23 protein-coding genes are annotated in these 23770 nt (G+C 67.0%); 12 read left to right on the top strand and 11 right to left on the bottom strand.

What is annotated here, in order from left to right; translation table 11 throughout:
- Nucleotides 1-557: 557 nt before the first annotated feature.
- The 11 genes from J2852_RS29090 (at nucleotide 558) to J2852_RS29040 (ending at nucleotide 11883) form a co-directional block, all read left to right on the top strand.
- Nucleotides 558-932, top strand: coding sequence for an ArsR/SmtB family transcription factor (locus J2852_RS29090; RefSeq protein WP_209882449.1), 375 nt, complete (start codon nucleotides 558-560; stop codon nucleotides 930-932).
- A gap of 12 nt (nucleotides 933-944) precedes the next feature.
- Complete coding sequence (locus J2852_RS29085; RefSeq protein ID WP_209882447.1) at nucleotides 945-1952, top strand: ArsJ-associated glyceraldehyde-3-phosphate dehydrogenase; 1008 nt, start codon at nucleotides 945-947, stop codon at nucleotides 1950-1952.
- Complete coding sequence (gene arsJ / locus J2852_RS29080; RefSeq protein ID WP_209882445.1) at nucleotides 1949-3190, top strand: organoarsenical effux MFS transporter ArsJ; 1242 nt, start codon at nucleotides 1949-1951, stop codon at nucleotides 3188-3190. Before J2852_RS29085 ends, arsJ begins: the two co-directional genes overlap by 4 nt.
- 22 nt (nucleotides 3191-3212) lie before the next feature.
- A complete protein-coding gene (gene arsB / locus J2852_RS29075; RefSeq protein ID WP_209882443.1) occupies nucleotides 3213-4286 on the top strand; it encodes an ACR3 family arsenite efflux transporter in 1074 nt (357 codons plus the stop codon).
- 126 nt (nucleotides 4287-4412) lie between these two features.
- A complete protein-coding gene (locus J2852_RS29070; RefSeq protein WP_209882441.1) occupies nucleotides 4413-4934 on the top strand; it encodes an arsenate reductase ArsC in 522 nt (173 codons plus the stop codon).
- Between the two features lie 158 nt (nucleotides 4935-5092).
- Entirely contained in the window at nucleotides 5093-6043 is a 951-nt protein-coding gene (locus J2852_RS29065) for a sulfurtransferase (RefSeq protein WP_209882439.1), read from the top strand.
- 66 nt (nucleotides 6044-6109) lie between these two features.
- Entirely contained in the window at nucleotides 6110-6979 is an 870-nt protein-coding gene (locus tag J2852_RS29060) for a sterol desaturase family protein (protein WP_209882437.1), read from the top strand.
- A gap of 2 nt (nucleotides 6980-6981) precedes the next feature.
- Nucleotides 6982-7923 (top strand): radical SAM protein, encoded by a 942-nt coding sequence (locus J2852_RS29055; protein WP_209882435.1) that lies wholly within the window; start codon nucleotides 6982-6984, stop codon nucleotides 7921-7923.
- 183 nt (nucleotides 7924-8106) lie between these two features.
- A complete protein-coding gene (locus tag J2852_RS29050; RefSeq protein WP_209882433.1) occupies nucleotides 8107-9003 on the top strand; it encodes a substrate-binding domain-containing protein in 897 nt (298 codons plus the stop codon).
- Nucleotides 9000-10484 (top strand): sensor histidine kinase, encoded by a 1485-nt coding sequence (locus J2852_RS29045; RefSeq protein ID WP_209882431.1) that lies wholly within the window; start codon nucleotides 9000-9002, stop codon nucleotides 10482-10484. Before J2852_RS29050 ends, J2852_RS29045 begins: the two co-directional genes overlap by 4 nt.
- Entirely contained in the window at nucleotides 10471-11883 is a 1413-nt protein-coding gene (locus J2852_RS29040; protein WP_246500066.1) for a sigma-54-dependent transcriptional regulator, read from the top strand. Before J2852_RS29045 ends, J2852_RS29040 begins: the two co-directional genes overlap by 14 nt.
- A gap of 113 nt (nucleotides 11884-11996) precedes the next feature.
- Here J2852_RS29040 and J2852_RS29035 read toward each other — a convergent pair whose 3' ends face one another.
- From J2852_RS29035 to J2852_RS29025, 3 genes are read right to left on the bottom strand one after another with little or no spacing between them, the layout of a single operon-like run.
- Nucleotides 11997-13955, bottom strand: a complete 1959-nt coding sequence (locus J2852_RS29035; RefSeq protein ID WP_209882429.1) for a DUF3732 domain-containing protein — start codon at nucleotides 13953-13955, stop codon at nucleotides 11997-11999.
- Complete coding sequence (locus tag J2852_RS29030) at nucleotides 13955-14470, bottom strand: three component ABC system middle component (protein ID WP_209882427.1); 516 nt, start codon at nucleotides 14468-14470, stop codon at nucleotides 13955-13957. The genes J2852_RS29035 and J2852_RS29030 overlap by 1 nt, the downstream gene beginning before the upstream one ends.
- Nucleotides 14467-15633: an ABC-three component system protein gene (locus J2852_RS29025; RefSeq protein ID WP_209882426.1), complete on the bottom strand. Its 1167-nt coding sequence runs from the start codon at nucleotides 15631-15633 to the stop codon at nucleotides 14467-14469. The genes J2852_RS29030 and J2852_RS29025 overlap by 4 nt, the downstream gene beginning before the upstream one ends.
- Before the next feature lie 195 nt (nucleotides 15634-15828).
- Here J2852_RS29025 and J2852_RS29020 point away from each other — a divergent pair, with 195 nt between their 5' ends.
- Nucleotides 15829-16314 carry a carboxymuconolactone decarboxylase family protein gene (locus J2852_RS29020; RefSeq protein ID WP_209882424.1) on the top strand — a complete coding sequence of 162 codons (486 nt, stop codon included), beginning with the start codon at nucleotides 15829-15831 and terminating at the stop codon, nucleotides 16312-16314.
- 399 nt (nucleotides 16315-16713) lie between these two features.
- Here the strand turns inward: J2852_RS29020 and J2852_RS29015 are convergent, their stop codons facing one another.
- From J2852_RS29015 to J2852_RS28980, 8 genes are all read right to left on the bottom strand, one after another.
- Nucleotides 16714-17298 (bottom strand): RNA polymerase sigma factor, encoded by a 585-nt coding sequence (locus tag J2852_RS29015; protein WP_209882422.1) that lies wholly within the window; start codon nucleotides 17296-17298, stop codon nucleotides 16714-16716.
- Nucleotides 17299-17324: 26 nt separating this feature from the next.
- Complete coding sequence (gene arsB / locus J2852_RS29010) at nucleotides 17325-18353, bottom strand: ACR3 family arsenite efflux transporter (RefSeq protein WP_425514410.1); 1029 nt, start codon at nucleotides 18351-18353, stop codon at nucleotides 17325-17327.
- Nucleotides 18354-18397: 44 nt separating this feature from the next.
- Nucleotides 18398-18814: an ArsR/SmtB family transcription factor gene (locus tag J2852_RS29005; RefSeq protein ID WP_343206847.1), complete on the bottom strand. Its 417-nt coding sequence runs from the start codon at nucleotides 18812-18814 to the stop codon at nucleotides 18398-18400.
- 59 nt (nucleotides 18815-18873) lie between these two features.
- Nucleotides 18874-19911, bottom strand: coding sequence for a nitrogenase cofactor biosynthesis protein NifB (gene nifB, locus J2852_RS29000; protein WP_209882416.1), 1038 nt, complete (start codon nucleotides 19909-19911; stop codon nucleotides 18874-18876).
- Between the two features lie 65 nt (nucleotides 19912-19976).
- Nucleotides 19977-20144, bottom strand: coding sequence for a hypothetical protein (locus tag J2852_RS28995; protein WP_209882414.1), 168 nt, complete (start codon nucleotides 20142-20144; stop codon nucleotides 19977-19979).
- Between the two features lie 30 nt (nucleotides 20145-20174).
- A complete protein-coding gene (locus J2852_RS28990) occupies nucleotides 20175-21482 on the bottom strand; it encodes a nitrogenase component 1 (protein WP_209882412.1) in 1308 nt (435 codons plus the stop codon).
- The gene (locus J2852_RS28985; RefSeq protein ID WP_209882410.1) at nucleotides 21482-22816 is read right to left on the bottom strand and encodes a nitrogenase component 1; all 1335 of its coding nucleotides are present in this window, start codon (nucleotides 22814-22816) and stop codon (nucleotides 21482-21484) included. Before J2852_RS28985 ends, J2852_RS28990 begins: the two co-directional genes overlap by 1 nt.
- The gene (locus J2852_RS28980) at nucleotides 22813-23646 is read right to left on the bottom strand and encodes a nucleotide-binding protein (RefSeq protein WP_209882408.1); all 834 of its coding nucleotides are present in this window, start codon (nucleotides 23644-23646) and stop codon (nucleotides 22813-22815) included. The genes J2852_RS28985 and J2852_RS28980 overlap by 4 nt, the downstream gene beginning before the upstream one ends.
- Nucleotides 23647-23770: the final 124 nt, after the last annotated feature.

Raw genomic sequence — 23770 nt, 5'->3', positions numbered from 1 at the left:
GGATGGCATCCCCGGTTCCCGCATCCCCAATGGGGATGGAAGTTATAGGGAATAAGCTAAGTCTTTGATATTGCGTGGTTATATCAACAGTTGGCCGATCCCCGTCCCCAAATTCCGTCCCGGGATAACACGTTAATTCGCAATGGAAATTTGTCCCCGGGGATGGCTATCTTTAGATAGATGAAGGCATCTGGGGATGCCTTCATCTAAGGGCTGCGGACCGACCACATAGCCAGTCTAGGGACAAAGCGGATCAAGCTGTACACGCGGGCTTGCCACTGTCAGGAAGGTCGGCACCTATATCCACGGAAATGAACTGTGAATCCGGTTCCGAGTAGATCGTCGTGTATGCGGACGGCGTCTGAAGACTTACATTAAGGCGGTCGTGTTCGACCTATCCGAGAACGGGTAGTAAGATTCACTTCGCTCATCATGTTGAGGCCAATGAATTGCATCGGCTGTACAAGGTGGCGAAGGATGTGACCCGAATCAGCCGTGGATGCGCGAATCATGCCGCCGGTTGACATGTCCTTCATTAATTTGATAAATGCAAAATCATGGAACAAAAACGCGCCATCGCGGCGTTGGCCGCGCTCGCCCAGGACTCCCGGATGGACGTCTTCCGGCTGCTGGTACGGCAGGGGCCGGAAGGGCTGCCGGCCGGCGAAATCGCCGAACGCCTCGGCGTGCCGCCGGCCACGCTGTCCTTTCATCTGGCGCAGCTCAGCCACGCCGGGCTGGTGACGTCGCGCCGGCAGAGCCGGTCCATCATCTACAGCGCCGACATCGCCGCCATGAGGGATGTGATCGGCTTCCTGCTAAACGATTGCTGCTCCGGCCATCCCGAGCTTTGTGGCCTTGGCGCCGTTGCCGGTTCGGGCGAGGGCGCGTGCTGCGGGCCGGACGAAGCGAAACAGGCCGGCGGACGCTAACAGGGACGATCCATGACGATACGTGTCGGCATCAACGGCTTCGGCCGCATGGGCAGGCTCGCCTTCCGCGCCGCCCATGGCAACCCGGCCTTCGAGGTGGTGCACATCAACGAGGTGAAGGGCGGACCCGCCGCCGCCGCCCATCTGATCGAGTTCGACAGCGTGCATGGCCGCTGGCCGGTGCCGGTGTCGGCCGGTGAGGACCACCTTGCCGTGGACGGCCGCCGCGTCGGCTTCACCGAGCACGGCAAGCCGGCCAACATTCCCTGGCGCGACCTCGGGGTCGAGCTGGTCATTGAAAGCTCCGGCAAGTTCGTCACCACCGACGCGAACCGTCCGCATTTCGAGAACGGCGCGCGCAAGGTGGTGGTGGCCGCGCCGGTCAAGACGCCGGGCGCGCTCAACATCGTCATGGGCATCAACGACCACCTCTATGATCCCGCCGAGCACGACCTCGTCACGGCGGCGTCCTGCACGACCAACTGCCTCGCTCCGGTGGTGAAGGTGATCCACGAGGGGCTGGGCATCCGCCACGGCGCCATCACCACCATCCACGACGTCACCAACACGCAGGTCATCGTGGACGCCCCGCATAAGGATCTGCGCCGGGCGCGTTCGGCGCTGACGTCGCTGGTGCCGACCTCCACCGGATCGGCGACGGCCATCGCGCTGATCTATCCCGAACTGAAGGGCAAGCTGAACGGCATGGCGGTGCGTGTGCCGCTGCTGAACGCCTCCATCACCGACTGCGTGTTCGAGGTGGCGCGGCCGACCTCGGCGGCGGAGGTCAACGCGCTGTTCAAGGCGGCGTCCGGCCCGCTGGCCGGCATTCTCGGCTACGAGGAGCGGCCCCTGGTGTCCGTCGATTTCCGTTCCGACCCGCGCTCGTCCATCGTGGATGCGCTGTCCACCATGGTCGTGGACGGCACGCAGGTGAAGCTCATCGCCTGGTACGACAACGAGATGGGCTATGCCAACCGCCTCGCCGAGCTGACCGCCAAGGTGGCGCGTTCCCTATGAACGACCTGCGCAACTACGCCATCGTCACGGCGGCCTACTGGGGCTTCACGCTGACCGACGGCGCGTTGCGCATGCTGGTGCTGCTGCACTTCAACGCGCTGGGCTACACGCCCTTCCAACTGGCCTTCCTGTTCGTGCTGTACGAGTTCTTCGGCATCGTCACCAATCTGGTGGGGGGCTGGGTCGGCAGCCGGCTGGGGCTGAAGGTGACGCTGTTCGCCGGGTTGGCCTTGCAGGTGGCGGCGCTGCTGATGCTGTCGCTGGTCGATCCGGATTGGACGATGGTGCTGTCGGTCACCTACGTCGTGGCCGCGCAGGGCTTGGCCGGGATCGCCAAGGACCTGACCAAGATGTCGTCTAAGAGCGCCATCAAGCTGGTGGTGCCGGAGGACAAGAGCGGCGCCCTGTTCCGCTGGGTCGCCCTGCTGACCGGGTCGAAGAACGCGTTGAAGGGGGTGGGGTTCTTCCTGGGCGGCCTGCTGCTGTCCGTCCTGGGCTTCCGGGGTGGGCTGTGGGCCATGGCGGCCGGGCTGGCACTCGTGCTGCTGGTCTCGGCGCTGCTGCTGCGCGGCGACTTTGGCCGGTCGAAGGCGAAGGTGAAGTTCACTCAACTGCTGTCCAAGACGCCGGCCGTCAATCGGATGGCGGCGGCGCGTTTCTTTCTGTTCGGGGCGCGCGACGTCTGGTTCGTGGTCGGCGTGCCGGTGTTCCTGGCCAGCCAACTCGGCTGGTCGGCGGCGGAGGTCGGGGCCTTTCTGGCCGCCTGGGTGATTGGCTACGGCGTGGTGCAGGCGGCGGCGCCGGGCCTCGTCGCGCGCTCTCCCGATGGCGTGTCGGCGGAGGTGCGGGCGGCGCGCGCCTGGGCTCTGGTCCTGGCGCTGATTCCGCTCGGGCTGGCGGCCGCGCTGGCGGCGGGGCTCGATCCGGCGGTGAGCGCTATGGTCGGGCTGGGGCTGTTCGGCGTGGCCTTCGCCGTGAACTCCTCGGTGCACTCTTATCTGATCCTGGCCTACACCGACGCCGACAAGGTCGCGCTGAACGTTGGCTTCTACTACATGGCCAATGCCGGCGGACGGCTGGCGGGCTCGTTGCTCAGCGGCCTGTCGTATCAATGGGGTGGCGTCATCGGCTGTCTGCTGGTGGCCGGGGCGCTGGTCGCCGCGTCCTTCCTCATTGCCCTGCGGCTACCCGCCGAGAGGCCGTCCGCCGCCCTCGCGGCCCTTCCCGACCCCCGTTGAAACCGATCCGGAGCACAGATCCATGAGCGCGCAAACCGACCTCGACACGCGTGAGCGGGGTGCTGCGGCGCTCGGTGTCTTCGAGCGTTACCTCAGCCTGTGGGTGGCGCTGTGCATCGTTGCGGGGATCGCGCTGGGGCACCTGATGCCGGGTGTGTTCTCCGTGATCGCGGCGGCCGAGGTCGCCAAGGTCAACCTGCCGGTGGCGGTGCTGGTCTGGCTGATGATCGTGCCCATGCTGCTGAAGATCGACTTTGGCGCGCTGCACCAAGTGAGGGAGCACTGGCGCGGCATCGGCGTGACGCTGTTCGTCAACTGGGCGGTCAAGCCGTTCTCCATGGCGCTGCTGGGCTGGCTGTTCATCGCCACGCTGTTCCGCACGCTGCTGCCCGCCGATCAGATCGACGGCTACATCGCCGGGCTGATCCTGCTCGCCGCCGCCCCCTGCACGGCGATGGTCTTCGTCTGGTCGAACCTGTGTGGGGGCGAGCCGCACTACACGCTGAGCCAAGTGGCCCTGAACGACCTGATCATGGTGGTCGCCTTCGCGCCCATCGTCGGGTTGCTGCTGGGCGTGGCGTCGATCACGGTGCCCTGGGACACGCTGCTGCTATCGGTCGTGCTGTACATCGTGATCCCGGTCATCGCGGCGCACCTGTGGCGACGCAGCCTGCTGGTGTCGGGTGGGGAGGCGGCGCTCCAGCGCGTGCTCGGGCGGTTCCAGCCGGTGTCGCTGGTGTCGCTGCTGGCGACGCTGGTGCTGCTGTTCGGCTTTCAGGGGGAGCAGGTGCTGGCGCAGCCCTTGGTCATTCTGCTCCTGGCGGTCCCGATCCTGATCCAGGTGTACTTCAATGCCGGGCTGGCCTACTGGCTGGCGCGGCGCTTTGGCGTTGCGTGGTGCGTGGCGGCGCCCGGCGCGCTGATCGGCGCGTCCAATTTCTTTGAACTGTCGGTCGCGGCGGCCATCAGCCTGTTCGGCCTGCAGTCCGGCGCTGCGCTCGCCACCGTCGTCGGCGTGCTGGTCGAGGTGCCGGTGATGCTCTCCGTCGTGCGGATCGTGACCGCGACGAAGGATTGGTATGAGCGGAAAGCCTGACGACGGTTCCTGACGCGGCGGGCTGGATGAACCTTTTGTTGCGCTCGGCCCGCGCGCTTGACCCAGTGTGTTGTATTCGATAATCAAACAAATATCGAAATAATAAGGACCGCTGTGGAGACCGGCATGACGCCCGAGAAGACCTACAACGTGCTGTTCCTTTGCACCGGCAATTCGGCGCGCAGCATCATGGCGGAATGCCTCATGCGCCGCTGGTCGAATGGGCGTTTCAATGCCTTTTCGGCGGGCAGCATGCCGCGCGGCGTGGTGGACCCGATGGCGCTCGACCTGCTGCACCGCTTCAACCATCCGGTGGACGGTCTGCGCAGCAAGGACTGGAACGAGTTCGCGCGGCCCGGCAGCCCGGCGCTCGACTTCGTCTTCACCGTCTGCGACAAGGCGGCCGGGGAGCCCTGTCCGGTCTGGCCGGGCCAGCCGATGACCGCGCACTGGGGCGTCGAGGACCCGGTGGAGATGGTCGGCACGGACGAACAGCGGATGAGGGCCTTCCGGCGCGTCTATCTGGAGCTGGACAACCGGATCAAGATTTTCGCGAGCCTGCGCATCGACAGCCTGGACCGTTTGACGCTGAAGCGCCGCCTGGACGAGATCGGCCGAATCCATCGGACGGACGCCGACGTTGCGTGAGGGCCCGCGTGGCGAGGGGCGACATCGAAAGCGCATAATAGTCTATAAATCTAATATTCATTGACCGGTTGCGCCGCTGAATGCATCATCAGTTCTCTACTTATTAAATAGGGTTATGGCATCGGCCTTCGGGCGGTTGCCGGAGAATGGAGAGGTGCATGGCTTTCGGAGTTTCCCCCGTGTTGGCGCGGCTTTCTCTTGCCGCGCTGCTGACGGCCGGCGTCCTGGCCGCCCCTCATCTGGCCGCCCGTCCGGCGCTTGCCACGGAAGCGGCGACCAACGGCGCAGCCATCGCCTATGAGCGGGACTGGCTGGTGACGCCAAAGGCGGCGCGGGACCTGATCGCGGCCGGCGCCGTGGCCCTGGACGCCCGCGACCCGAAGCTGAAGGCGGCGGAGCCGCTGCCCGGAGCCTCGGTTCTGGTCTGGCAAGACCTGTCGGAGCCGAACCTGCCGACCAAGGGCCGTCTGATCGCCGACGACACCGTGCTCACCGCCAAGCTGCAAGCGCTGGGCGTGTCCAAGGACAAGCCGGTGGTCGCCGTGGCCGACCCGGTGAAGGGCTGGGGCGAGGACGGCCGCATCGTCTGGACCCTGCGCACGCTGGGGCACGGCAAGGCGGTGCTGGTGGATGGCGGGCTGCCGGCGCTGCTGAAGGACGGCCCTCTGCCGGTGCAAGCCGCCGCCAAGGGCGACTTCGTCGTGCAGCGCACCGACCGTTTCGAGATCAAGCGCGAGGATCTGAAGGCGTCGCTGGGCGCGCCGGGTCTCGTGGTGATCGACGCCCGCGAGCCGCGCGAGTACGAGGGCAAGACGCCCTACGGCGAGACCCGCGGCGGCCATGTGCCGGGCGCCAAGCACATCTGGTACCGGGACTTCCTGGACAAGGACGGCAAGCTGCTGCCCCGCGCGGAGATCGAAAAGCTGCTGGCCTCCAAGGGGGTGTCGAAGGACACCAGCATCGTCTCCTACTGCACCGGCGGCATCCGTTCGGGCTGGTTCACCACGGTGCTGAACGACCTCGGCTACACGGCGCGCAACTACGCCGGTTCGATGTGGGACTGGTCGGCCGCGCCGCCGGATCAGTACCCGCTCGTCACGCAGAACTGATCGTCGCGGCGGGCCGGACACCGGTCAACCCGCCATTCGGCCCGCAGCCTGTCTCCGGAGCATTCCATGGAAGCCGCCGTCCGCCTGGGGATCTTCCTCGGCATCTTCGCCATCGTGGCCCTGCTCGAAGCGGCCTTTCCGAAGCGCCCCCCGACCGAGAGCAAATGGCGACGCTGGGGCATCAACCTGGGCCTCATCGTCGTCGACGTGGTGGTGCAGCGTCTGACCGTCGGGGCGCTGGCCTTCGCGACGGCGCTGTACGCGCAAGAACACGGCTGGGGTCTGTTCAACGCGCTCGACCTGCCGTGGTGGGCGGAGGCGGTGGCGGCCTTCCTGGTCCTGGACTTCGCCATCTACCTGCAACACGTCATGTCGCACGCGCTGCCGGTGTTCTGGCGGCTGCATCGGGTGCACCACGCGGACCTGGACATCGACCTGACCTCGGGCCTGCGCTTCCACCCTATCGAGATCCTCGTGTCGCTGGTCTACAAGGCCGCCGTCGTCGCGGCCATCGGCGCCGATCCCTGGGTGGTCGTCACCTTCGAGGCTGTGCTGAACGGAGCGGCGGTTTTCACCCACGGCAACATCCGCATGCCGGGCAAGCTGGACACCACGCTGCGCTGGGTGGTGTGCACGCCGGACATGCACCGCGTTCACCACTCCATCGTGCCGGAGGAGACCAACACCAATTTCGGCTTTTTCCTGTCGGTGTGGGACCGTCTTTGCGGCACCGCGCATCACGCGCCTCCGGCGGCTGGGCACGAGCGCGTGCCCTTGGGCTTGGCCGAGTTCCGCGATCAGGCCCAGCTCGGCCTGCTCCACCTGCTGGTGCTGCCGTTCCGGGGCCGGCTCGGCGCCTACAGCTTTCGTAAGGAGGAGGAACCATCCGAAGCTTCCAGCATCGGGGTTGCCCCGCCACAGCCGCAAAGCGCGTAGCCATGGATGGAATCGTCGGTGGCGCGATAGGCCCCAGGTTCCGCGATCCCCTTTGGACCGCCGATGGCCGCCCGCGCGCGTCGGTGGCGCCCGACGCACTGACGACGCTGTGGTTCAACACCGGAACGCTGTGTAACTTGGCCTGCGGGCATTGCTACATCGAGTCGTCGCCGCGCAACGACGCGCTGGTCCACCTTACGGCCGAAGAGGTGGGGCGCTTCCTCGACGAGGCGGTGCATGAGGCTCCAGACCTGCGTGAGGTCGGCTTCACCGGCGGGGAGCCCTTCGTCAACCGCGACCTGACGGCCATGCTAGCGGACGCGCTGGGGCGTGGGTTGGACGCGCTGGTCCTGACCAACGCCACGCGCCCCCTGACGGTCCACCGCGCGGCCATCACCGAGTTGGCCGCGCGGTTCGGGGCGCGGCTGGGCTTCCGGGTCTCGCTCGACCACTTCAATTCGGCACGGCACGAGGCGGAGCGCGGCCCCGGCACCTTCGCTTGGGCGCTGGAAGGGCTGCGCTGGCTGTCCGGCACCGGAGCCCGCGTCGCTGTGGCCGGGCGGCTCGCCTTCGGTCAGAACGAGGAGGAACTGCGCCGGGGCTACGCCGCCATGTTCGCGGAACAGTGCTTGTCGCTGGATGCCGACGATCCACGGCAACTGGTGCTGTTTCCGGAGATGGACGGCAGCGCGGCCGTACCGGAAATCGCCGAGAGCTGCTGGGACCTTCTCGGCGTCCGGCCGCAGGCCATGATGTGCGCGTCGTCGCGCATGGTGGTGCGCCGGCGCGGCGCCGACCGGGCGGAGGTGATGGCCTGCACGCTCATCGCGGACGATGAACGCTTCCGTTGCGGCACCAGCCTCGCCGAGGCGCGTCGGCGGGTGTGGTTGAGCCACCCGCATTGCAGCCGCTTCTGCGTCTTGGGGAACGCCAAATGCGGCTGAGTCGGTCGTGCCTACAAATGGATGATTTTCAAGGAGTTGTTGCCGCTTTGGCGGGCGTGGCGTAGAGTTCTGGCGGTAGATAAACATCCGTTCTTCACAACGAGGGGCGGTGGCCAACCGGGGCGAAGCGCCGCGCAGACTGTGCCGGCATCGTGAACCGATGGCTGGTTTAGGGAGAATGCCATGCCGGCCCGGACCCAGGCGCCGTGCATCGCTCGTGAACGGGGATGGAATCGCCGTCGCGTGCTGGGAAGCCTGTGCGCGGCCGGCGCCAGCCTTGCCGCACCGCCTGTGCGTGCACAGACGATGTTCCGTTTCGGGCTGACGCCCGTCTTCCTTGATTCAGACGCCCGGCTCCTCGGCGCGCTGGAACGCCACCTCACCGCTCGGCTCACGCAGCCGGTGGCGCTGGTCCAGCGCCGCACCTACCAGGAGATCACGACGCTGTTGCTGGCCGGGCAACTGGACGCCGCCTGGATCTGCGGCTTTCCGTTTGTCCAGTACCGCGACCAGCTCTCGCTCGTCGCGGTGCCCGTCTACCACGGGCGACCGCTCTACCAGTCCTACCTCATCGCCAACGCGCGCGAGACCGCCACGGACGTCGAGGGCTTGCGAGGCGGCGTGCACGCCTTTTCGGACCCCGACAGCAACTCGGGATTCCTGGTGACGCGGTACGAGCTGGCCATGCGGCGCGAGACCCCGGCCAGCTTTTTCCGCCGCTTCTTCTTCACCTACGGGCACCGCAACGTGGTGCGGGCGGTCGCCTCCGGACTGGCGCAGAGCGGCAGCGTGGACGGCTACGTCTGGGAGGTGATGGCCGAGGTGGAACCCGAGCTGGTGGCGAACACGCGGGTGGTCCGCCGTTCGGAGTGGCTGGGCTTTCCGCCGGTCGCCTGCTTGACCGCGCGCGAGGACGCTCCGGCCCTGCGGGCGTTCGGGGCGGCGCTCACCTCCATGCGGGACCATCCCGACGGGTGCGAGGTGCTGGACATGCTGCGGCTCGACGGATTCCAGACCGCGCCGCGCACGCTTTTCAATCCGATCACCGCCATGCACGACTTCGTGCGGACGCACGCATGAGACGGCTGCCGCATCCAGCCAACTGGCCGCTCACCGTTGCCGTGCCGTTGCTGGTGGCCGGGCTGATGGCGGCCGTGGCGTCGGGCGTTTCCTGGATCGTGCTGGCGCGCCTGGAGGAGGACCAGGGAGCCTATCTCCGCCAGCTTGCGGCCACCCACCTCGACGGTCTCGCGGTGGCGCTGCAGCCGCACCTCATCCGCCAGGATGTTTGGGAGGCGTTCGACGTGCTGGACCGCACCAGCCGGCGTGACGGGGGCATCGCCGCGCGGTTCGCCGCTGCCCGCTTCGCCTTGGTCACGCTGCCCGACGGTTCCGTGCTGGCGGCGAGCGATCCGCTGGCCTTTCCGGTCGGTGCGCCGCTTCCCGCCGTGTTGCGCCCGCGTCTGGAGGCCCCCGACGAACTGGTCATCGACGAGCCCGGCCGGCTTGCCTGGTCGCGCCGGCGTGTCGAGGCGGGCGGCGTCCCGCTCGGCACCGTGTTGGTCGAGATGGACATCGGCGGCTTGCTCGACGTGCGCCGGCATGCGCTGACGACGCTCGTCGCGATCAACGCCGGCCTGACGCTGACGCTTGCGGCGCTCGGCTACGCTCTGGTCCGCCGGCTGCTGCGGCCCATCCGCGTGCTCGACGCTTATGTCGAGCGCATCCGCACGGGCCGGGTCGAGCCGATCCCGGCGCGCTTCATCGCCGGGGAGGGGAGCGAGTTCGGCCGCCTGTTCCGGCGCTTCAACGCCATGGCCGAGGCTCTGGCCGAGCGCGAGGCGCTGGCCGCCCGGCTGGCCGCCGAGGAAAAGCTGGCGCTGCTCGGCCGGCTGGCGTCCGGCATGGCGCACGAGGTCAACAACCCGCTGGGCGGCATGCTGATGGCGCTCGACACCCTGAAACACCACGGCGACGATCCGGGCATCCGGTCGCAGTCCGCCGGTTTGGTCGAGCGCGGCCTGAAGGGCATCGGCGCCGTCGTGCGCGCGGCGTTGCTTGCCTACAAGGAAGCGCCGGGCGTCATCGGCCTGACGCCGGAGGATCTGGACGATGTCCGCCATCTGGCGTTGCACGACATCCAGCGCCGCCGCCTTCGCTTGGTCTGGAAGAACGATCTGCCCGGCTGGGTCGGCGTCGATGGCGCGGCCGTCCGCCAGATGGCGCTGAACCTGTTGCTCAACGCCAGCCGGGCGTCGCCGGTGGGTGGCGAGGTGCGGCTGGAGGCAAACGTGGGGGATGACGGCCATCTGCGGCTGACCGTGCGCGACCAGGGGCCGGGCCTGCCCGCCGAGATGGCCGATGTGCTGCGGGCCAAAGGCGGGGCCGTATCGCCCGGCGCTCGGGGCCTCGGCTTGTGGACCATCGCGCGGCTGCTGGAATGGGCGGGCGGCAGCGTGGAGATCGCCGGCGAGCCGGAGGGGGGCACCGCGATCACGCTCGTCCTGCCGGTGGTCGAGGATGCCGCCCTGGAGAGAAGGCCGCAGGATGCCGCAGCTTGATATGTCCGTCATCGCCCGTCCGATGGCATCGCGAACCGCACTCACCATCGCGGTTGTCGAGGACGATCCGATCATGGGCGAATCCCTCGTGCAGCGGCTCTCGCTGGAGGGCTACCGGCCCGTGTGGTGGACTACCGGGGCCGAGGCGCTGGCCGGGATGCGCGGTGTGCGACCGGATTTGCTCGTCTGCGACATTCGTCTCCCCGACATGTGCGGGGAGGAGTTGTTCCACGCCCTGGCCCCGTCGCTCGGCGGAACGCCGGTTGTTTTCGTGACCGGGTTCGGCGACATCGGCCAAGCCGTCCGGCTGGTCCGCGCCGGGGCCGACGATTACCTGACCAAACCCTTCGCCGTGGACGTCTTCCTGGAACGGATCGGCGGCCTGCTGCGCGGGCGTGGTAGGGCGGGCGCGCCCGGTGACGCGCCCGGCGGCACGCTGGGATGCGCGCCTTCCATGCGCCATGTCGAGCGGTTGTTGCGCCGGGTCGCCGACATCGACAGCACACTGCTCATCACCGGGGAGAGCGGCGTCGGCAAGGAGGTGGCCGCCCGCTTCGTGCATCAAGCGTCCGTCCGGGCGACCCAGCCCTTCATGGCGGTGAACTGCGCGGCCATCCCGTCGGAGCTGATCGACAGCGAGCTGTTCGGCCACGAGAAGGGGGCCTTCACCGGCGCCCACGCGATGCACCGGGGCTATGCGGAGCGGGCGGGGAACGGCGTGCTGTTTCTCGACGAGGTCGGCGAGCTGCCGCTGCTGGTTCAGGCGAAGCTGTTGCGCCTCGTCCAGGAGCGTGTGTTCTTCCGGGTCGGCGGCGAGAAGCCCCTGACCTTCAACGCGCGCCTCGTGTGCGCCACCAACGCCGATCTGGAGGCTCGCGTTCAGGATGGGCGGTTCCGGTGCGATCTCTATTTCCGGATCAACGTCATCCCGGTGCCCATACCGGCGTTGCGCGACCGTCGGGACGACGTGTTGCCGCTGCTGCGCGGCTATTTGAAGCACTACGTGGATCGTCTTGGCGCGTCCGTGCGCGGCTTCGCCCCGGCGGCCGAGGCGCGGGCCTTGGCGCACGACTGGCCCGGCAATGTCCGCGAACTGCGCAACCGGGTCGAGCGGGCGGTGGCGCTGGTGGACGGCCCGTGGATCGGCGTGGACCTGCTGTTCCCGGAAAGGCTGTTCCCGGAAAGCGGCGCGCCGAGCGCCGCGAACGACTGGCGTGACCCGTCCTGGCCGGCGCTCGCCTTCGTGCGAGACGAGGTCGAACGCGAGCATATTGCCGCCACCTTGCGTCAGGCGGAGGGGCAACTGTCGAAGGCCGCCGCGCTGCTCGGCATCGGGCGGACGACGCTGTGGGAGAAGATGCGCCGCCTCGGCTTGGCGGTGAAGGAGGTGGATGCGTAGAGACGGGTTCGCGCAGCACGAAATAGACGTGCCATATCCACTCCACTTGAAGGGCGCTTGGTGGTTAACAACTGCTCCGAGCGACGTCCTGATCGGAACCGCCAGGATGCGTCTCAGCCTGTCACCCAGCCGAACGGGACCAGGGCTTTCTCCCGCCATTCCTCAATCAACTCGACGCCGGGCAACCCGCCCCACACATCCTCGCTCGCGTGATCGAGCACGATGATCTGCAGCCGGCCTTTCGCGGCGCCGATTTCTTCCCCGAACAAGGCGAAGACCTTGCGGACGGCGGCGATGTCCTGATCCTTCAAAGGAGGGAGGTCGGCTTCGTCGTCGTGCGCGACGCGCTTAGGGAAGTATACTTGGCTCGGCTGGTCGTAGATCAGCATGCCGGGAACCGGATGATGGGGTTCGCCCAAGAAGAATTTCTGAAGCGCGAGCGTCAGTGCGATGTGGTAGGCGAGCCAGTTCGCGCCACTGCCGATCTCCCACAGATAGTCGTCGCGGTTGCCGCGCAGCACCTTCACGGTCAGATCGTCAATGATGAGGTTGATCGGTGCGTCCGGCCACTCGGCATCGAGTTGCGGGATGAGGCGGCTCGCCATGTTTTCGATGCGGTCGAGGGCATTTCTCAGCTTGCGGCGTATCTCGGCTTCCGAAACGATTCGCTGCAAGGTCTCCATCTGCGCGCGAAGGCCGGCGATCTCCTCCCGCAATCCCGACGACTGGTCGGCTCGATCATACAGGCGGAGGGCTTGCTCCAAGCGGCCGAGAAAGCGCTCGGTTTGGTCGAAGCGGTTCACCGCGTCCCGCGCGGCCTGGGAATCTCGCTCCAAGACAGCGATCTCGCGGCGGATTTCGGTCAGCCGCTCAAGGGTCTCTTCGGCCAGGGCGCGCTGACGGATCACCTCCTTGTCCAGAGTATCGGAGAGGCTGGGGTATGAGCGCAGCTGGAGTTCGAGCGCGTCAAGGCTCTCGCACAGTTGGGCCAGCCGCTCGTTTCCGGCGTCGCCCAGCGCGGTGAGCGGGTCGTTGTCCCCGCCGGCGTTGAGACCGCGCAACCAATCCGCCAGGGCGAGCCGGTCTCGCTGAATGCGCATGGCGCCGCCGTATGCCTCACTGCTTTCTAACAGGCGGCGCAATTCGTTCAGCTTTTGCCGGTGCTCGGTGAGTTGACCGGCCACGTCGGTTTCCTCGCGCCGCAAGGTCTCCAGGCGCGCCAACCCTACGTCCAGTCCAGCGAGGCTCGGATGGGCCGCCCGGGAATTGCTGGCGACAATGCGCCGGAGCAGGTCGATGACGTCCAGCCAATCCGTTGGGATGTCTTGGTTCGGCGGCAGCAATCCAAGCTCGACCGCCTGCCTGATCCACGTCTCGGCTTCAAGTCGCCAAGCGGACGTTGCCGACGTGACGTTGCGCAGTTCCGCTTCCTTCCGGCGGAGTACCCGGCTCACGCGGTCGAGTTCGAAGCGCGCCTGCATCACCTTGGCGGTGACCGCGCCGAGAATGTACGGAAAGAGGGTTTTGAGCTTTTCGCGGTGCTCGGTGGTGTCGGCCTTGAAGAACATGACGTCGGGATTGGCGACGATGTTCTGCGGTTGGAACGTGAACGCCATCAAGTCCCGGAAACTGGGACGGGATTTGTAGCCGCCTTCCGACGCCGGGTCGAACTCCAGCCCAGTGAGGCCGGCAAGCCGGTTGAGCGTTGCTTTCACGATGTCGACGTTGGTGGTCTTCTCTTCGATCCGGTGTGGAACCTCGACCTCGGCTCCCTCCAAAAGGACCATGTCGCCGGTCTTCTGCTGGTCGCCGGGTTCGCGCCGCGCCAGGAGCTTCTGCCCTTCGATGGTATCAACCACGATGCCGAACCAGGAGCAGTTCTCCCGGATGACGCCCACGGGAATGGCGCACTTGTCGGCCCCGAGGCAGTAGTCGACGATTGGAATGACCGCGGACTTGCCGGTCTTCGAGGCACCGCTGATGACGTTGACGACGCCCGGCGTGAAGTCCACCACCCGAGGCGGCGCGTCGGTCCGGGGCCAGAGGATGAGCTTGCGCAGCTGAAAGTACATCAGAACTCCACCCTCAGTGTCGTTGCGACCTGATGCAGGCCGGCCTTGCAGAACCAGTGGCCAAGTTTCTCCGCAGCCCCGGACACGCCTTTGATCCTCTCGGGCAGGGCGGGCTTCTTGCTCTTCGGCTCCAACGCGTTCGCCCGCACCGTCGCCGCCGTATAGTCGACGGTCAACAGCTTGGCGCGGCTCCCCATGGCGACGGACTGGAGCGTCAACGAGCGCAGGAGCAGAGCGCGCTCATGCACCGCCAGTAGGTTCTCGCGTTCTTCGCCGAGCTTGGCCGCGAACAGGGCCAATCCCGAGGATTTGCGCGTGGACCCGATCATCTCCAGCGTGCGCCGGTGGAGCAGGAGCGGCAGCACCAGGAAGGCCAGCGGCAACGGTGCCGGCCGGGCGTCCTCCGCCTGGAAGCCAAGGCCGAACTGCCAGATCATGTAGGCGCCGAGCGCCGGGTTCTGAACGATTTCCGGTTCGCTCAGCGGGCGTCTGCGGTCGGAGGGTGGGCTGATCATGCCGGATCGGCGTCCAGAAGCGTGTGGTGGTCGGGGTGCCAGCCGAGGCGGCGGCCATCGGCTAGCTCGTTGAAACACCCGCTGATGAAGTGTTGAGGCACCGCCCGCCCCTCCAGCGGCTCTCGAACTTGGCAACAGCGCCGGTACACGATCCGCCCTCGTTGGGGAGCGGCCTTTTCTGGGAAAAGGTCTTCGATCTCGCCCGCAATCAGGCCGTGGTGGCGAACCAGATCCTCATCCCATTCGTCGAGGCTCTGTTTGAAGATGAGTCCGGCGTCCGCCCATTCGGCCTTGTTCGCCGAGGCGCGGAGAAAATCGCTGACAGCCCGGACCTTGTCGTGTTCCGGCAGTTCAACCAATTCGAGTTGCCGAATAAAGGTCGGGCGCCCAGCCAGGATGGAGGCCACCGTGCCGGCGGGGGGCTCGCCGGTCAGTGGGACGAGCAATCCCGGCAAGTTGTTTTTCTGCACGAAAGCCCGAAATTCAACCTTGAACGCGTCGCCATCCAAGATCGCGGGTTTCCCTTCCTGGATCAGTCGATCGGCTTGTTGCTTCGCCATCCCGATGGCTGCTTGGCAGAGATGGTCAAGGATCGCGGGCGGCACGGCCGTCGAAAGGCGGTCGCGTATGGGGCCCACCGGATCGTCGTCCGTGCTGACCACTGTCAGACGGCTGACGACGCGAAACCGTTCCTCGTCCGTCGCGTCGAGAAAGCGCTGCACGAACTCCATGCACCCGGGCGGTTTCTTCAGCTTTGCGATCCCTGCCGTCAATGCCGCGGTGATGCTTGCGACGTCGGCCTTAGTCGTCGCATCGCTCATTGCTTGCGCCCGTGCGCCGGTCCGGACGGGTGTCACATACAGCCGGAATTGCGCATCTCCTGGCGCCGTTCCGTCCTTGACGGCATCCATCCAGTTGGCAAGCGCCTTCCAAAAGTCGTTGGCCCAGTCGGAAAGGGGATTCTGCTTGAGCGCGCTCTTGGTTTGTTCGAGCGTCACTGACCCATCAGCCGCGTGAATGGCGATGTCATCAAGATATTCGAGTGAAACTTTCGTCCCCGCCGGACATGTCAAAAGGTGGTAGCACAGCCGTACAGGCTGAAGAGCGAAACCAAGGTACTGGCCGGGGGCGCTGTGCTTCGCAGGCTGCATGGCGACATTCATTATACCTTCTGGTTGATAAACGCACAAAACGCTCGGGCCGTCAACGGACGTGCCGTGCCGGTGGCGTGGAGGGCGCCACAGGTTGCTGCGGTCACCGCCGTCGAAAAGAAAACGTGTAACGTTCCGGTCGACCTTTCCGTCCAACGGGTGTTGGGGCGCGGATTGGCCGCGCCCGCGACGGGAAAGGGAACGACGATGTCACTGACGATGCTGGACAAGGAATTGGTGGCGGTGGCGGTTTCGGTGGCGGCGGGCTGCCGGCCTTGCACCACTTACCACCTGATGGAGGCGCGGCGTGAGGGTGCGACCGATGCCGAGATCGAGAAGGCTGTGGCGGGCGCGGTCTGCATGCGAAGCAGCGCGAGCGAGGGGATGCGCCGCCACGCCCTCGACCAGTCTCCGGCCAAAGATGGTTGCGGCTGCGCGACGACCGATGCGCGGGCCGAGTTGATTGCCGTGGGCGCTTCGCTTGCCGTCAATTGCACGAGCAATCTCGACAAGCATCTGGCCGCCGCGCGGGCGCTGGGCGTGCCGCAGGATCACCTCGACGAGGTCGCCGCCCTCGTGGCGCTGATCCGTTCCAAGGCGATCAACCATGCCGAGGCTCGGCTTGGTGGCGGCACGGAGGGCACTCCCGCGGCCTCCTGCGTGGAGCCGACGGCCCCCACCACGTGCTGCTGACGCACGCACCTCGTTACAGTGTTGCATGAGGGCGCCCGCATCCCGGCTACGGTTGGGTGCGGGCGTGGGTCGTGCCGGTTGGCGTTTCCCGGCGACAATTCGTTGAATGCAAACGAGGCGATGTCCGAACCCGAACCGTTCCTTTTCACGCAGTCGGGGCCGATATCGCCCCCCTGACGCTGAACCGGCCCCACGCGCGCAATACCCTGGCTCCCGCGGCTGGCGAAGTTGAAGCGGTCCTTGGTAGCGTTCGCCTCCCCGTCGGTGATTGCGAAGGTGCCGCCCCCGGCTGCCGGCTCGTAGCAAGTCAAGGCTTCGCCGCCACGGCGACAATGGCCCGCTTTTACACGCTGGGCGTCAATATCGCCTTCGAAAGGGGCACATCGAACGGGCCAAGGCTTACGCAGCCTTCCCGCGGTGCGGCGTGCAGGGAACGGCGTCGCGGCCGAAATCGAGTTGGCAATGCCGTCCCAACCGCTCGCGCAGCGCCGCCCGCGCCCGGTGCAGCAGCACCCGCGCGTTCCCTTCGCTGATACCCAAAAGTTCCGCGACCTCGGCGTGGTCGGCGCCGCCGATGTCGTGCAGGGTCAGAACCTCGCGTTGCCGGTCGGGCAGGGCCATCAGGTGATCGGTGATGCAGGCGCTCATTTCATCCCGCATCAGCGCCATGACCACATCGCCGCCCGCAGGCAGGTCGTCCAGCATGCCCTCCTCGGCGGCCACCTCGCGGCGGGTTGCCGGCCGGCGATGATGGTCGCGCAGGACGTTGAGGGCGATCGCCGACAGCCACGTCGCCGGCTGCGAGCGCCCGGTGAACGTCGCGGCGGACGTCATCGCCCGCAGCAAGGTGTCCTGCACGATGTCCTCCGCAAGGGCGGCATTCCCGACAACGCTCAGGACGAAGCGGTGCAGGTCGGCCCGGTGGGCGGCGAGATCGACGCAGCCGTCCCCCTCGGCTTTTCTCACGGCGCTGGTCGGGACCATGCTCGTCTCCATCGTTCTGGGCGCTCTCACCGTGCGCCGCGCTCGTACCACGCCTGGGAGCCGTTCACCAGGCGCACGACCGACAACATGACCGGAACCTCGACCAGCACGCCGACCACCGTCGCCAGCGCCGCGCCGGACTGGAAGCCGAACAGCGCGATGGCGGCGGCCACGGCCAGCTCGAAGAAGTTCGACGCGCCGATCAGCGCCGATGGCCCGGCCACGCAATGCGCCACGCCGAAGATGCGGTTCAGCAGATAGGCAAGCCCGGCGTTCAGGTAGACCTGGATCAGGATCGGCACGGCCAGCAGCGCAATGACCAGCGGCTGGGCGATGATCGCCGCGCCCTGGAAGGCGAACAGCAGCACCAAGGTGGCCAGCAGCGCCAGCAGCGATGCCGGGCTCAGCGTCTTCAGCACCCGCTCCAGGGCTGCCGGGCCGCCCGACGCCAGCAGGCGCCCGCGCCAGACCTGCGCCGCGCCTACCGGGATTACGATGTAGAGCACCACCGACAGAAACAACGTCTGCCACGGCACCGTGATCGCCGAAAGGCCAAGCAGCAGACCAACAAGCGGAGCGAACGCCACCATCATGATCGTGTCGTTGAGCGCCACCTGGGTGAGCGTGAAGTGCGGCTCGCCCCGGCACAGGCCGGACCAGACGAACACCATCGCCGTGCAGGGCGCGGCCGCCAGCAGGATCAGCCCCGCGATGTAGCCGTCGATCTGCGCCTCCGGCAGCAACGGCCGGAACAGGTGCGCAACGAAGAACCATCCCAACAGTGCCATGGAGAATGGCTTGACGCCCCAATTGATGAACAACGTCACCGCGATGCCGCGCCAGTGCTTGCGCACATGATGCAGCGCGCCGAAGTCGATTTTCAGCAGCATGGGCACGATCATCAGCCAGATCAGGCCCGCCACCGGCAGGTTGACCTGCGCCAATTCCAAACGGCCCAGCAGCTGGAACGGCGCCGGCGCCAGATGGCCGAGCGCGATCCCGGCGACGATGCACAATCCCACCCACAGGGTCAGGTAACGCTCGAAGAGGCCCAAGGCTGGCGCGGCCGGCGCGGGCGTGACGACGTCGGTGTGGGCGGTCATGGCCGTTTTCCGTTCACTGTGCGGTCATTCCCCAACGTTTGGGTGAGGGGCCAGGCGGGGCCATCGGCCGGTGCGGCGTCGTTCGGGTCCGGATTGCCGGTGCAGCAGTTCCGTAGCAGGAAGGACACCACCTCCGTCATAGTTTCGATGGCGGCGCTGTAGATGATCGACCGTCCTTGCCGGCGCGACGTCACCAAACCGGCGTGGCTGAGCTGCGTCAGGTGGAAGGACAGGGTGGCGGGCTGCACCCCGAGGCGGTCGGCGATCTCGCCCGCCGGCAGACCCATCGGGCCGTGGCACACCAGCAGCCGGAAGATGTCCATGCGGGAGCCCTGGGCGAGCGCCGCCAGCGCGGCTATGGCGGCGTTCTTCCCAAGGCTGTCATGATCGTAGGAGCAACAGGTCGCCGTCACGGTGCACACCCGCCTTTTAGGTGAATGCTGGTTTCGCGGGATCGCCGAACCCGGCGGAATCATGCCGCGCCTTCGAAGCTTCGCGAATAGTTCAGGTACTTTTCGCGCCGCTTCAGGCCGGCTTCGATGTCCTGGACGCTGAGGCTTGTGTTCGCGAACTCGGCGTGGCGGTCCTCGCCGAGGAAGCCGATGGCGTCGGCCCGGCACTTGCGGCAGTGGCGCATCAGCTTCACCGGCCCCGCGCAGCGCGCGCGGAGCGCCTCCAGCTCCTGGGCGGTCGGTTCGCGCTGGCCGGTCAGGCCGAAATGGGTGCCGTGCTCCGGGGCGGAGATCAACGGCATGATGTTGTGCATGAAGGCGCCCCAGGCGGTGATCGCCCGGTTGACGGCGACCAGATGCTCGTCGTTGATGCCGGGGATCATGACCGAGTTGATCTTGATCAGCATGCCGGCGGCCACCGCCGCCTTCATGCCCTCGCGCTGGCGTTCCAGCAGGATGGCGGCCCCGGCGCGGCCCTCGTGGCGCTTGCCGTCGAAATAGACCCAGGGATAGATCCGCGCGGCGATGTCGGGGTCGATGGCGTTGATGGTGATGGTGACGTGGCCGACGCCGAGCTCCTTCAGGGTGCCGATGTGGTCGGCCAGGACCAGCCCGTTGGTGGACAGGCACGGTGTGATGGTCGGCAGCGCCTCCCGGATACGTTCCAGCGTCTCGAAGACGGCGGCGGGCTTGGCCAGGGGATCGCCGGGCCCGGCGATGCCGACGACGCTGAGCTGCGGCATCTGCGCCGCGACCTCGACGACCTTGCGCGCCGCCTGTTCCGGGGTCAGGCGCTCGCTGGTCACGCCCGGCCGGCTCTCGTTGGAGCAGTCGTATTTGCGGTTGCAGTAGTTGCACTGGATGTTGCAGGCCGGCGCCACGGGGACGTGCATGCGCGCGAAGGACCCGTGTGCCTTCGCGCTGTAACACGGGTGCCGCGCCACCTTGGCTTCGATGTCCTCGGCCACGGGCGGCAAGCGGGTGTCGGCGCAGGCGGTCGCGCAGGGGCCGCGCGGCGAAGTCGGCGTCGATGGCGGCGTCGGTGCTGGAACGCTCATAAGGGGGTTCTCGCGCTGTCGGTGGAAGGGAGTGGCCGGCGGGTGACCGCCGGCCAAGAGGTGGGTCAGCAGCAGCCCTTGCGGCGCGTCCCCTCCTGCCCATGCTCCTTGTGGCGGTAGTCGTACTTGCTGAGGTCCTTGGCCTTCGGAGCGGACGAGCCGCAGCAGGATTCGGCCTTGGGCGGCTCGTCGGTCTCGGTGGCGGTCTTGGTGGTTTCGGTCTTCTCGGTCATGGTGCTTCTCCTTATGTCAGCTATGGGGTGTCAGCCATGGGCGTCGGTGACGGCGTTGAACAAGTCCTCGACGAAGTTCAGGGCTCCGTCGAAGCCCCAGTAAGAGCGCGGGTTGAGGTAGACGCGGCGCGTGGACGGGTAAGAGACGCCGACGTAGGCGACCCTTCCCGCACCCTGGTGCTTGATGAAGTCCAGGTCGCTGCCCAGCAGGATGTCCGGGCACGCGGCCCGCAACTCGGCCTCGATCCGGGCGTTGTCGCCGGTGACGACGACCCGGCTGGTGGCCGGCAGCTTGTCGGCCAACGCGCGCTCCTCCGGGTCGTCCGGCGTGGTCGTCTTGAAGATCACCAGCGACGGCGTTCCCTCCAGCTCACGCGTCAGCAGGTGAGCGTAGGCCTCGGCGGCGGCCGGCTCGGCGACCACGGCGATCCGCGCGGTGCGCAGGTGCTCGAAGGGCCGTTGCGAGGACACCCGCCCCAGGCCGGTCCAGAACCGCCGACGGCTGGCGTCGGCGAGGGCATCGACCTCGTCGCGGGACAGCGGGTCGCCCAGCGCGCCGGCCACCGCCATCAGCCAGTCGGCGGTGCGTTCCAGGCCGATGGGCGGCGGCGGGGCGATGTAGGGGATCTTGGCCTTGCGCTTGAGGACGCGGGCCGCCTCGTCGCCCACGTCGGGGGACGCGAGCACGGTGAGGTCGGCCGCCGCCGCCGCCGCGAGGTCGGACAGATCGTTGTCGAGGAACAGCGGGCGCACCGGCCGGCCGAAGCGACGGAGCAGGGCCGCCAGCTCGACGCAGTCGTCCTTCCAGCGGGAATGGGCGCCGACGTGGCACAGCAGGTTGATGGACCCGTCGGACCCCTCGCGCGCCCGCAGAAAGCGTTTCAGCAGCACCGCCATGGCGTTGTCGATGGCCTGCCGATGGGTCCGCTTGAAGCCGGCGCCTTCAAACTTCAGCACCGGCACCGGCAGGCCGGCGCTGGCGATCACGCCTTCGATGTCGTCGCCGATGATTTCCGAGGAGCAGGTGGAAATGACCCCCATCAGCAGCGTGTCGTTGTCGTGGTAGGTCTCCCACAGCTTTTCGCGCAGCAGGGTCTCGCCGCCGAAGATGACGGTCTTCTCGCACATTTCCGAATAGTTGAAGCGAACCTGCGACAGATGGGTCGCCTCGAAGGCGGGGAAGGCGCACCCCTTCGGTCCGTGCACCAGCACCGTGCCGCCACGGATTTCGCCCACCACCTGCGCGATGCCGAAGATGGCGCATTTGGTGACCGGGTCCACCATGCAGGGACCCGACACCCCCTCGGCCGCCGGGGCCGTGTCCAGTATGCCGTCCATCACACGGCCTCCCTCAGGAAGGAGTAGCGGCTCCGCCGGTTGTCCAGGGCATGCAGGAATTCGCCGTACATGCTGCGGGCACCCTCCAGCCCGTAGGTCTGCTGGCCGTTGTAGCGATGGCGGAAGACGACGCGGCCGGGGAAATAGTCCTCGTTGCAGATGACGACCGGGTCGTCGAGGCTGTCCACGAAGCCCTTGATCTCCTCGACGTAGCTGGACAGGTACAGCGGCACGTCGAAGCCGTCGTTCAGTTCCTTGCGGAACATGCCCATCTTGTCGCGCACGATGGCCGGATCGACGCCCACCGCGACGGGGTCGAGGCCGAGGTCGCGCGCGAACTTGACCAGCCCCACCAGCTTCTCGCCGGTCTGGGTCCAGACGACCGCCTTGCGTCCCCGGCCGACGCGGGCGCGGACGCGCTCGCGCAACTCCTTCAACTCGGCGACCTCGGGGTCGTTGTCGAAGTCGTAGTCGATTCCCATGGTCCGCGCCGTCGCCTCCATCCAGGCCAGCGAGGAGGTCAGGCCGACCGGGTTCGACGCCTTGATCTGCTTGGTGCCGAAGTGGCGGGACATCTGCTCGAACAGTTCCATGCTCCAGAAGAAGCACTGCGACACGTTGGCCTCGGCCGTGCGCAGGTCGAGGAACTCCTCGTAGGGGATGCCCTTGCGCAGGATCGAGTTCACCTTGAGGCCGAGCTTCTCCAGCATCCGGATGCCTTCGGCGGCTTCGCGCTGCTGGTTCTCGCCCCAGACCCAGCGCCGGGGGAACAGGTTGATGGTGCCGGGAACCACCTGCTTGGGCGGCGCCTCGGCCATCAGCCGGGCCAGGGCGTTGAACGCCTCCTCCGTGCCCTTGCGGTAGGATTTCCCAGTGAAGCCGCCGGTGTGCAGCCAGACGATGCGCTGTCCGTCCTTTTCCATGCCGCGCACCACGCCGCCGACGTCGTCGCCGATGATGTCGGCGCAGCAGTTGGTGATCACCGCGATCAGCTTCGGGTTGTGGCGTTCCTGGACCAGTGCTATGGCCTCGGCCAGCTTGCGCTCGCCGCCGAAGATCACGTCGTGTTCGGAAAAGGCGGTGGTGTATTGGGGTTCCAGATGGCACTTGTCGGCGCCGCCGAAAGGCAGCAGGAAGCGCCGGTTCGACATGCAGCCCGACGTGCCGTGCACGACGCAGACGGCGCCGTCGATGTAGCCGAAGATCTCGTGCGCGCCCCAGTAGGCGCAGAATTGGTGCATGTCGAGGCCTTCGCGGATGCGGACCAGATCGGCCTCGACGGCCTCCACCAGTTCGGAGAAGAGGCCCATCCGCTCTTCGATCGCGGGCGTCATGCGGCGAGCCCTTCCGCCTTCACCCGCACCAACAGCTCCTCGAACTCGTCGTCGGTCAGCGGCGTGGGGACGGAATATCGCTCGTTGGAGAGGATGGTGCGGGCGACGCTGCGGTAGACATTGGCCTGGGCCGAGTCCGGGGCGCCCTCGATCACCGTCTTGCCCTGCATCTCGCATTCCTGGACCACGTTGTCGCGCGGCACGAAGGCCGCGACCTGGGTGCCCAGGCTGCGTGCCAGGGATTCCACCGCCTCGCGTTCCATGAAGGCGTTGCGCTGGTTGCAGATGAGGCCGCCCAGGCGGACCGGGCCGCGCTGGCCGAAGCGGTTGAGCGCGCGGGCGATGTTGTTGGCGGCGTAGAGCGCCATCATCTCGCCGGAGGTCACCTCGTAGACCTGGTCGGCGTAGCCGTTGCGCAGCGGCACGGCGAAGCCGCCGCACACCACGTCGCCCAGAACGTCGTACAGCACGACGTCGATCTTCAGCTCGTTGAAGACGTCCAGTTCCTTCAGGCAGTCCATCACCGAGATGACGCCCCGGCCGGCGCAGCCGATGCCCGGCTCGGGACCGCCCGCCTCGACGCAGTAGACGTTGTTGAAGCCCTGGACCACCACTTGCTCAAGCTCCAGCTTGGCGATGCCGTACTGTTCGGCAAGGCTCAGAACCGAGGCGATCTTCCGGCCGCCGGTCAGGTTCTTCGTGGAGTCGGCCTTGGGATCGCAGCCGATCTGCATGACGGTCAAGCCCTGTTCCGCAATAGCCGCGGTCAGGTTCGACGAGAGCGTCGACTTGCCGATGCCTCCCTTTCCATAGATCGCGATGTGCCGCATGCGCCGCTCCTTGTGTTGCGCGGGCCGAGGCCCGCCAGCCGCTTCCGTCCCATAAAACGAGAAATCTAGAACTGTCGAATTCATGGTAGCGACAGCCATGAAGGCCACAAAATGCGAAATGTTC

The sequence above is a fragment of the Azospirillum soli genome, from assembly GCF_017876165.1.
GTDB lineage: Bacteria > Pseudomonadota > Alphaproteobacteria > Azospirillales > Azospirillaceae > Azospirillum > Azospirillum soli.
Note: the sequence above shows the minus strand (reverse complement) of the source record. Positions and strands in the feature narration are given on the sequence as shown.

Bases quoted from the DNA above. Each gene is read 5' to 3' on its own strand.
- J2852_RS29090 (WP_209882449.1), top strand. From the start codon at position 558: ATGGAACAAAAACGCGCCATCGCGGCGTTGGCCGCGCTCGCCCAGGAC.
- J2852_RS29085 (WP_209882447.1), top strand. From the start codon at position 945: ATGACGATACGTGTCGGCATCAACGGCTTCGGCCGCATGGGCAGGCTC.
- arsJ (WP_209882445.1), top strand. From the start codon at position 1,949: ATGAACGACCTGCGCAACTACGCCATCGTCACGGCGGCCTACTGGGGC.
- arsB (WP_209882443.1), top strand. From the start codon at position 3,213: ATGAGCGCGCAAACCGACCTCGACACGCGTGAGCGGGGTGCTGCGGCG.
- J2852_RS29070 (WP_209882441.1), top strand. From the start codon at position 4,413: ATGACGCCCGAGAAGACCTACAACGTGCTGTTCCTTTGCACCGGCAAT.
- J2852_RS29065 (WP_209882439.1), top strand. From the start codon at position 5,093: ATGGCTTTCGGAGTTTCCCCCGTGTTGGCGCGGCTTTCTCTTGCCGCG.
- J2852_RS29060 (WP_209882437.1), top strand. From the start codon at position 6,110: ATGGAAGCCGCCGTCCGCCTGGGGATCTTCCTCGGCATCTTCGCCATC.
- J2852_RS29055 (WP_209882435.1), top strand. From the start codon at position 6,982: ATGGATGGAATCGTCGGTGGCGCGATAGGCCCCAGGTTCCGCGATCCC.
- J2852_RS29050 (WP_209882433.1), top strand. From the start codon at position 8,107: ATGCCGGCCCGGACCCAGGCGCCGTGCATCGCTCGTGAACGGGGATGG.
- J2852_RS29045 (WP_209882431.1), top strand. From the start codon at position 9,000: ATGAGACGGCTGCCGCATCCAGCCAACTGGCCGCTCACCGTTGCCGTG.
- J2852_RS29040 (WP_246500066.1), top strand. From the start codon at position 10,471: ATGCCGCAGCTTGATATGTCCGTCATCGCCCGTCCGATGGCATCGCGA.
- J2852_RS29035 (WP_209882429.1), bottom strand. From the start codon at position 13,955: ATGTACTTTCAGCTGCGCAAGCTCATCCTCTGGCCCCGGACCGACGCG.
- J2852_RS29030 (WP_209882427.1), bottom strand. From the start codon at position 14,470: ATGATCAGCCCACCCTCCGACCGCAGACGCCCGCTGAGCGAACCGGAA.
- J2852_RS29025 (WP_209882426.1), bottom strand. From the start codon at position 15,633: ATGAATGTCGCCATGCAGCCTGCGAAGCACAGCGCCCCCGGCCAGTAC.
- J2852_RS29020 (WP_209882424.1), top strand. From the start codon at position 15,829: ATGTCACTGACGATGCTGGACAAGGAATTGGTGGCGGTGGCGGTTTCG.
- J2852_RS29015 (WP_209882422.1), bottom strand. From the start codon at position 17,298: ATGGTCCCGACCAGCGCCGTGAGAAAAGCCGAGGGGGACGGCTGCGTC.
- nifB (WP_209882416.1), bottom strand. From the start codon at position 19,911: ATGAGCGTTCCAGCACCGACGCCGCCATCGACGCCGACTTCGCCGCGC.
- J2852_RS28995 (WP_209882414.1), bottom strand. From the start codon at position 20,144: ATGACCGAGAAGACCGAAACCACCAAGACCGCCACCGAGACCGACGAG.
- J2852_RS28990 (WP_209882412.1), bottom strand. From the start codon at position 21,482: ATGGACGGCATACTGGACACGGCCCCGGCGGCCGAGGGGGTGTCGGGT.
- J2852_RS28985 (WP_209882410.1), bottom strand. From the start codon at position 22,816: ATGACGCCCGCGATCGAAGAGCGGATGGGCCTCTTCTCCGAACTGGTG.
- J2852_RS28980 (WP_209882408.1), bottom strand. From the start codon at position 23,646: ATGCGGCACATCGCGATCTATGGAAAGGGAGGCATCGGCAAGTCGACG.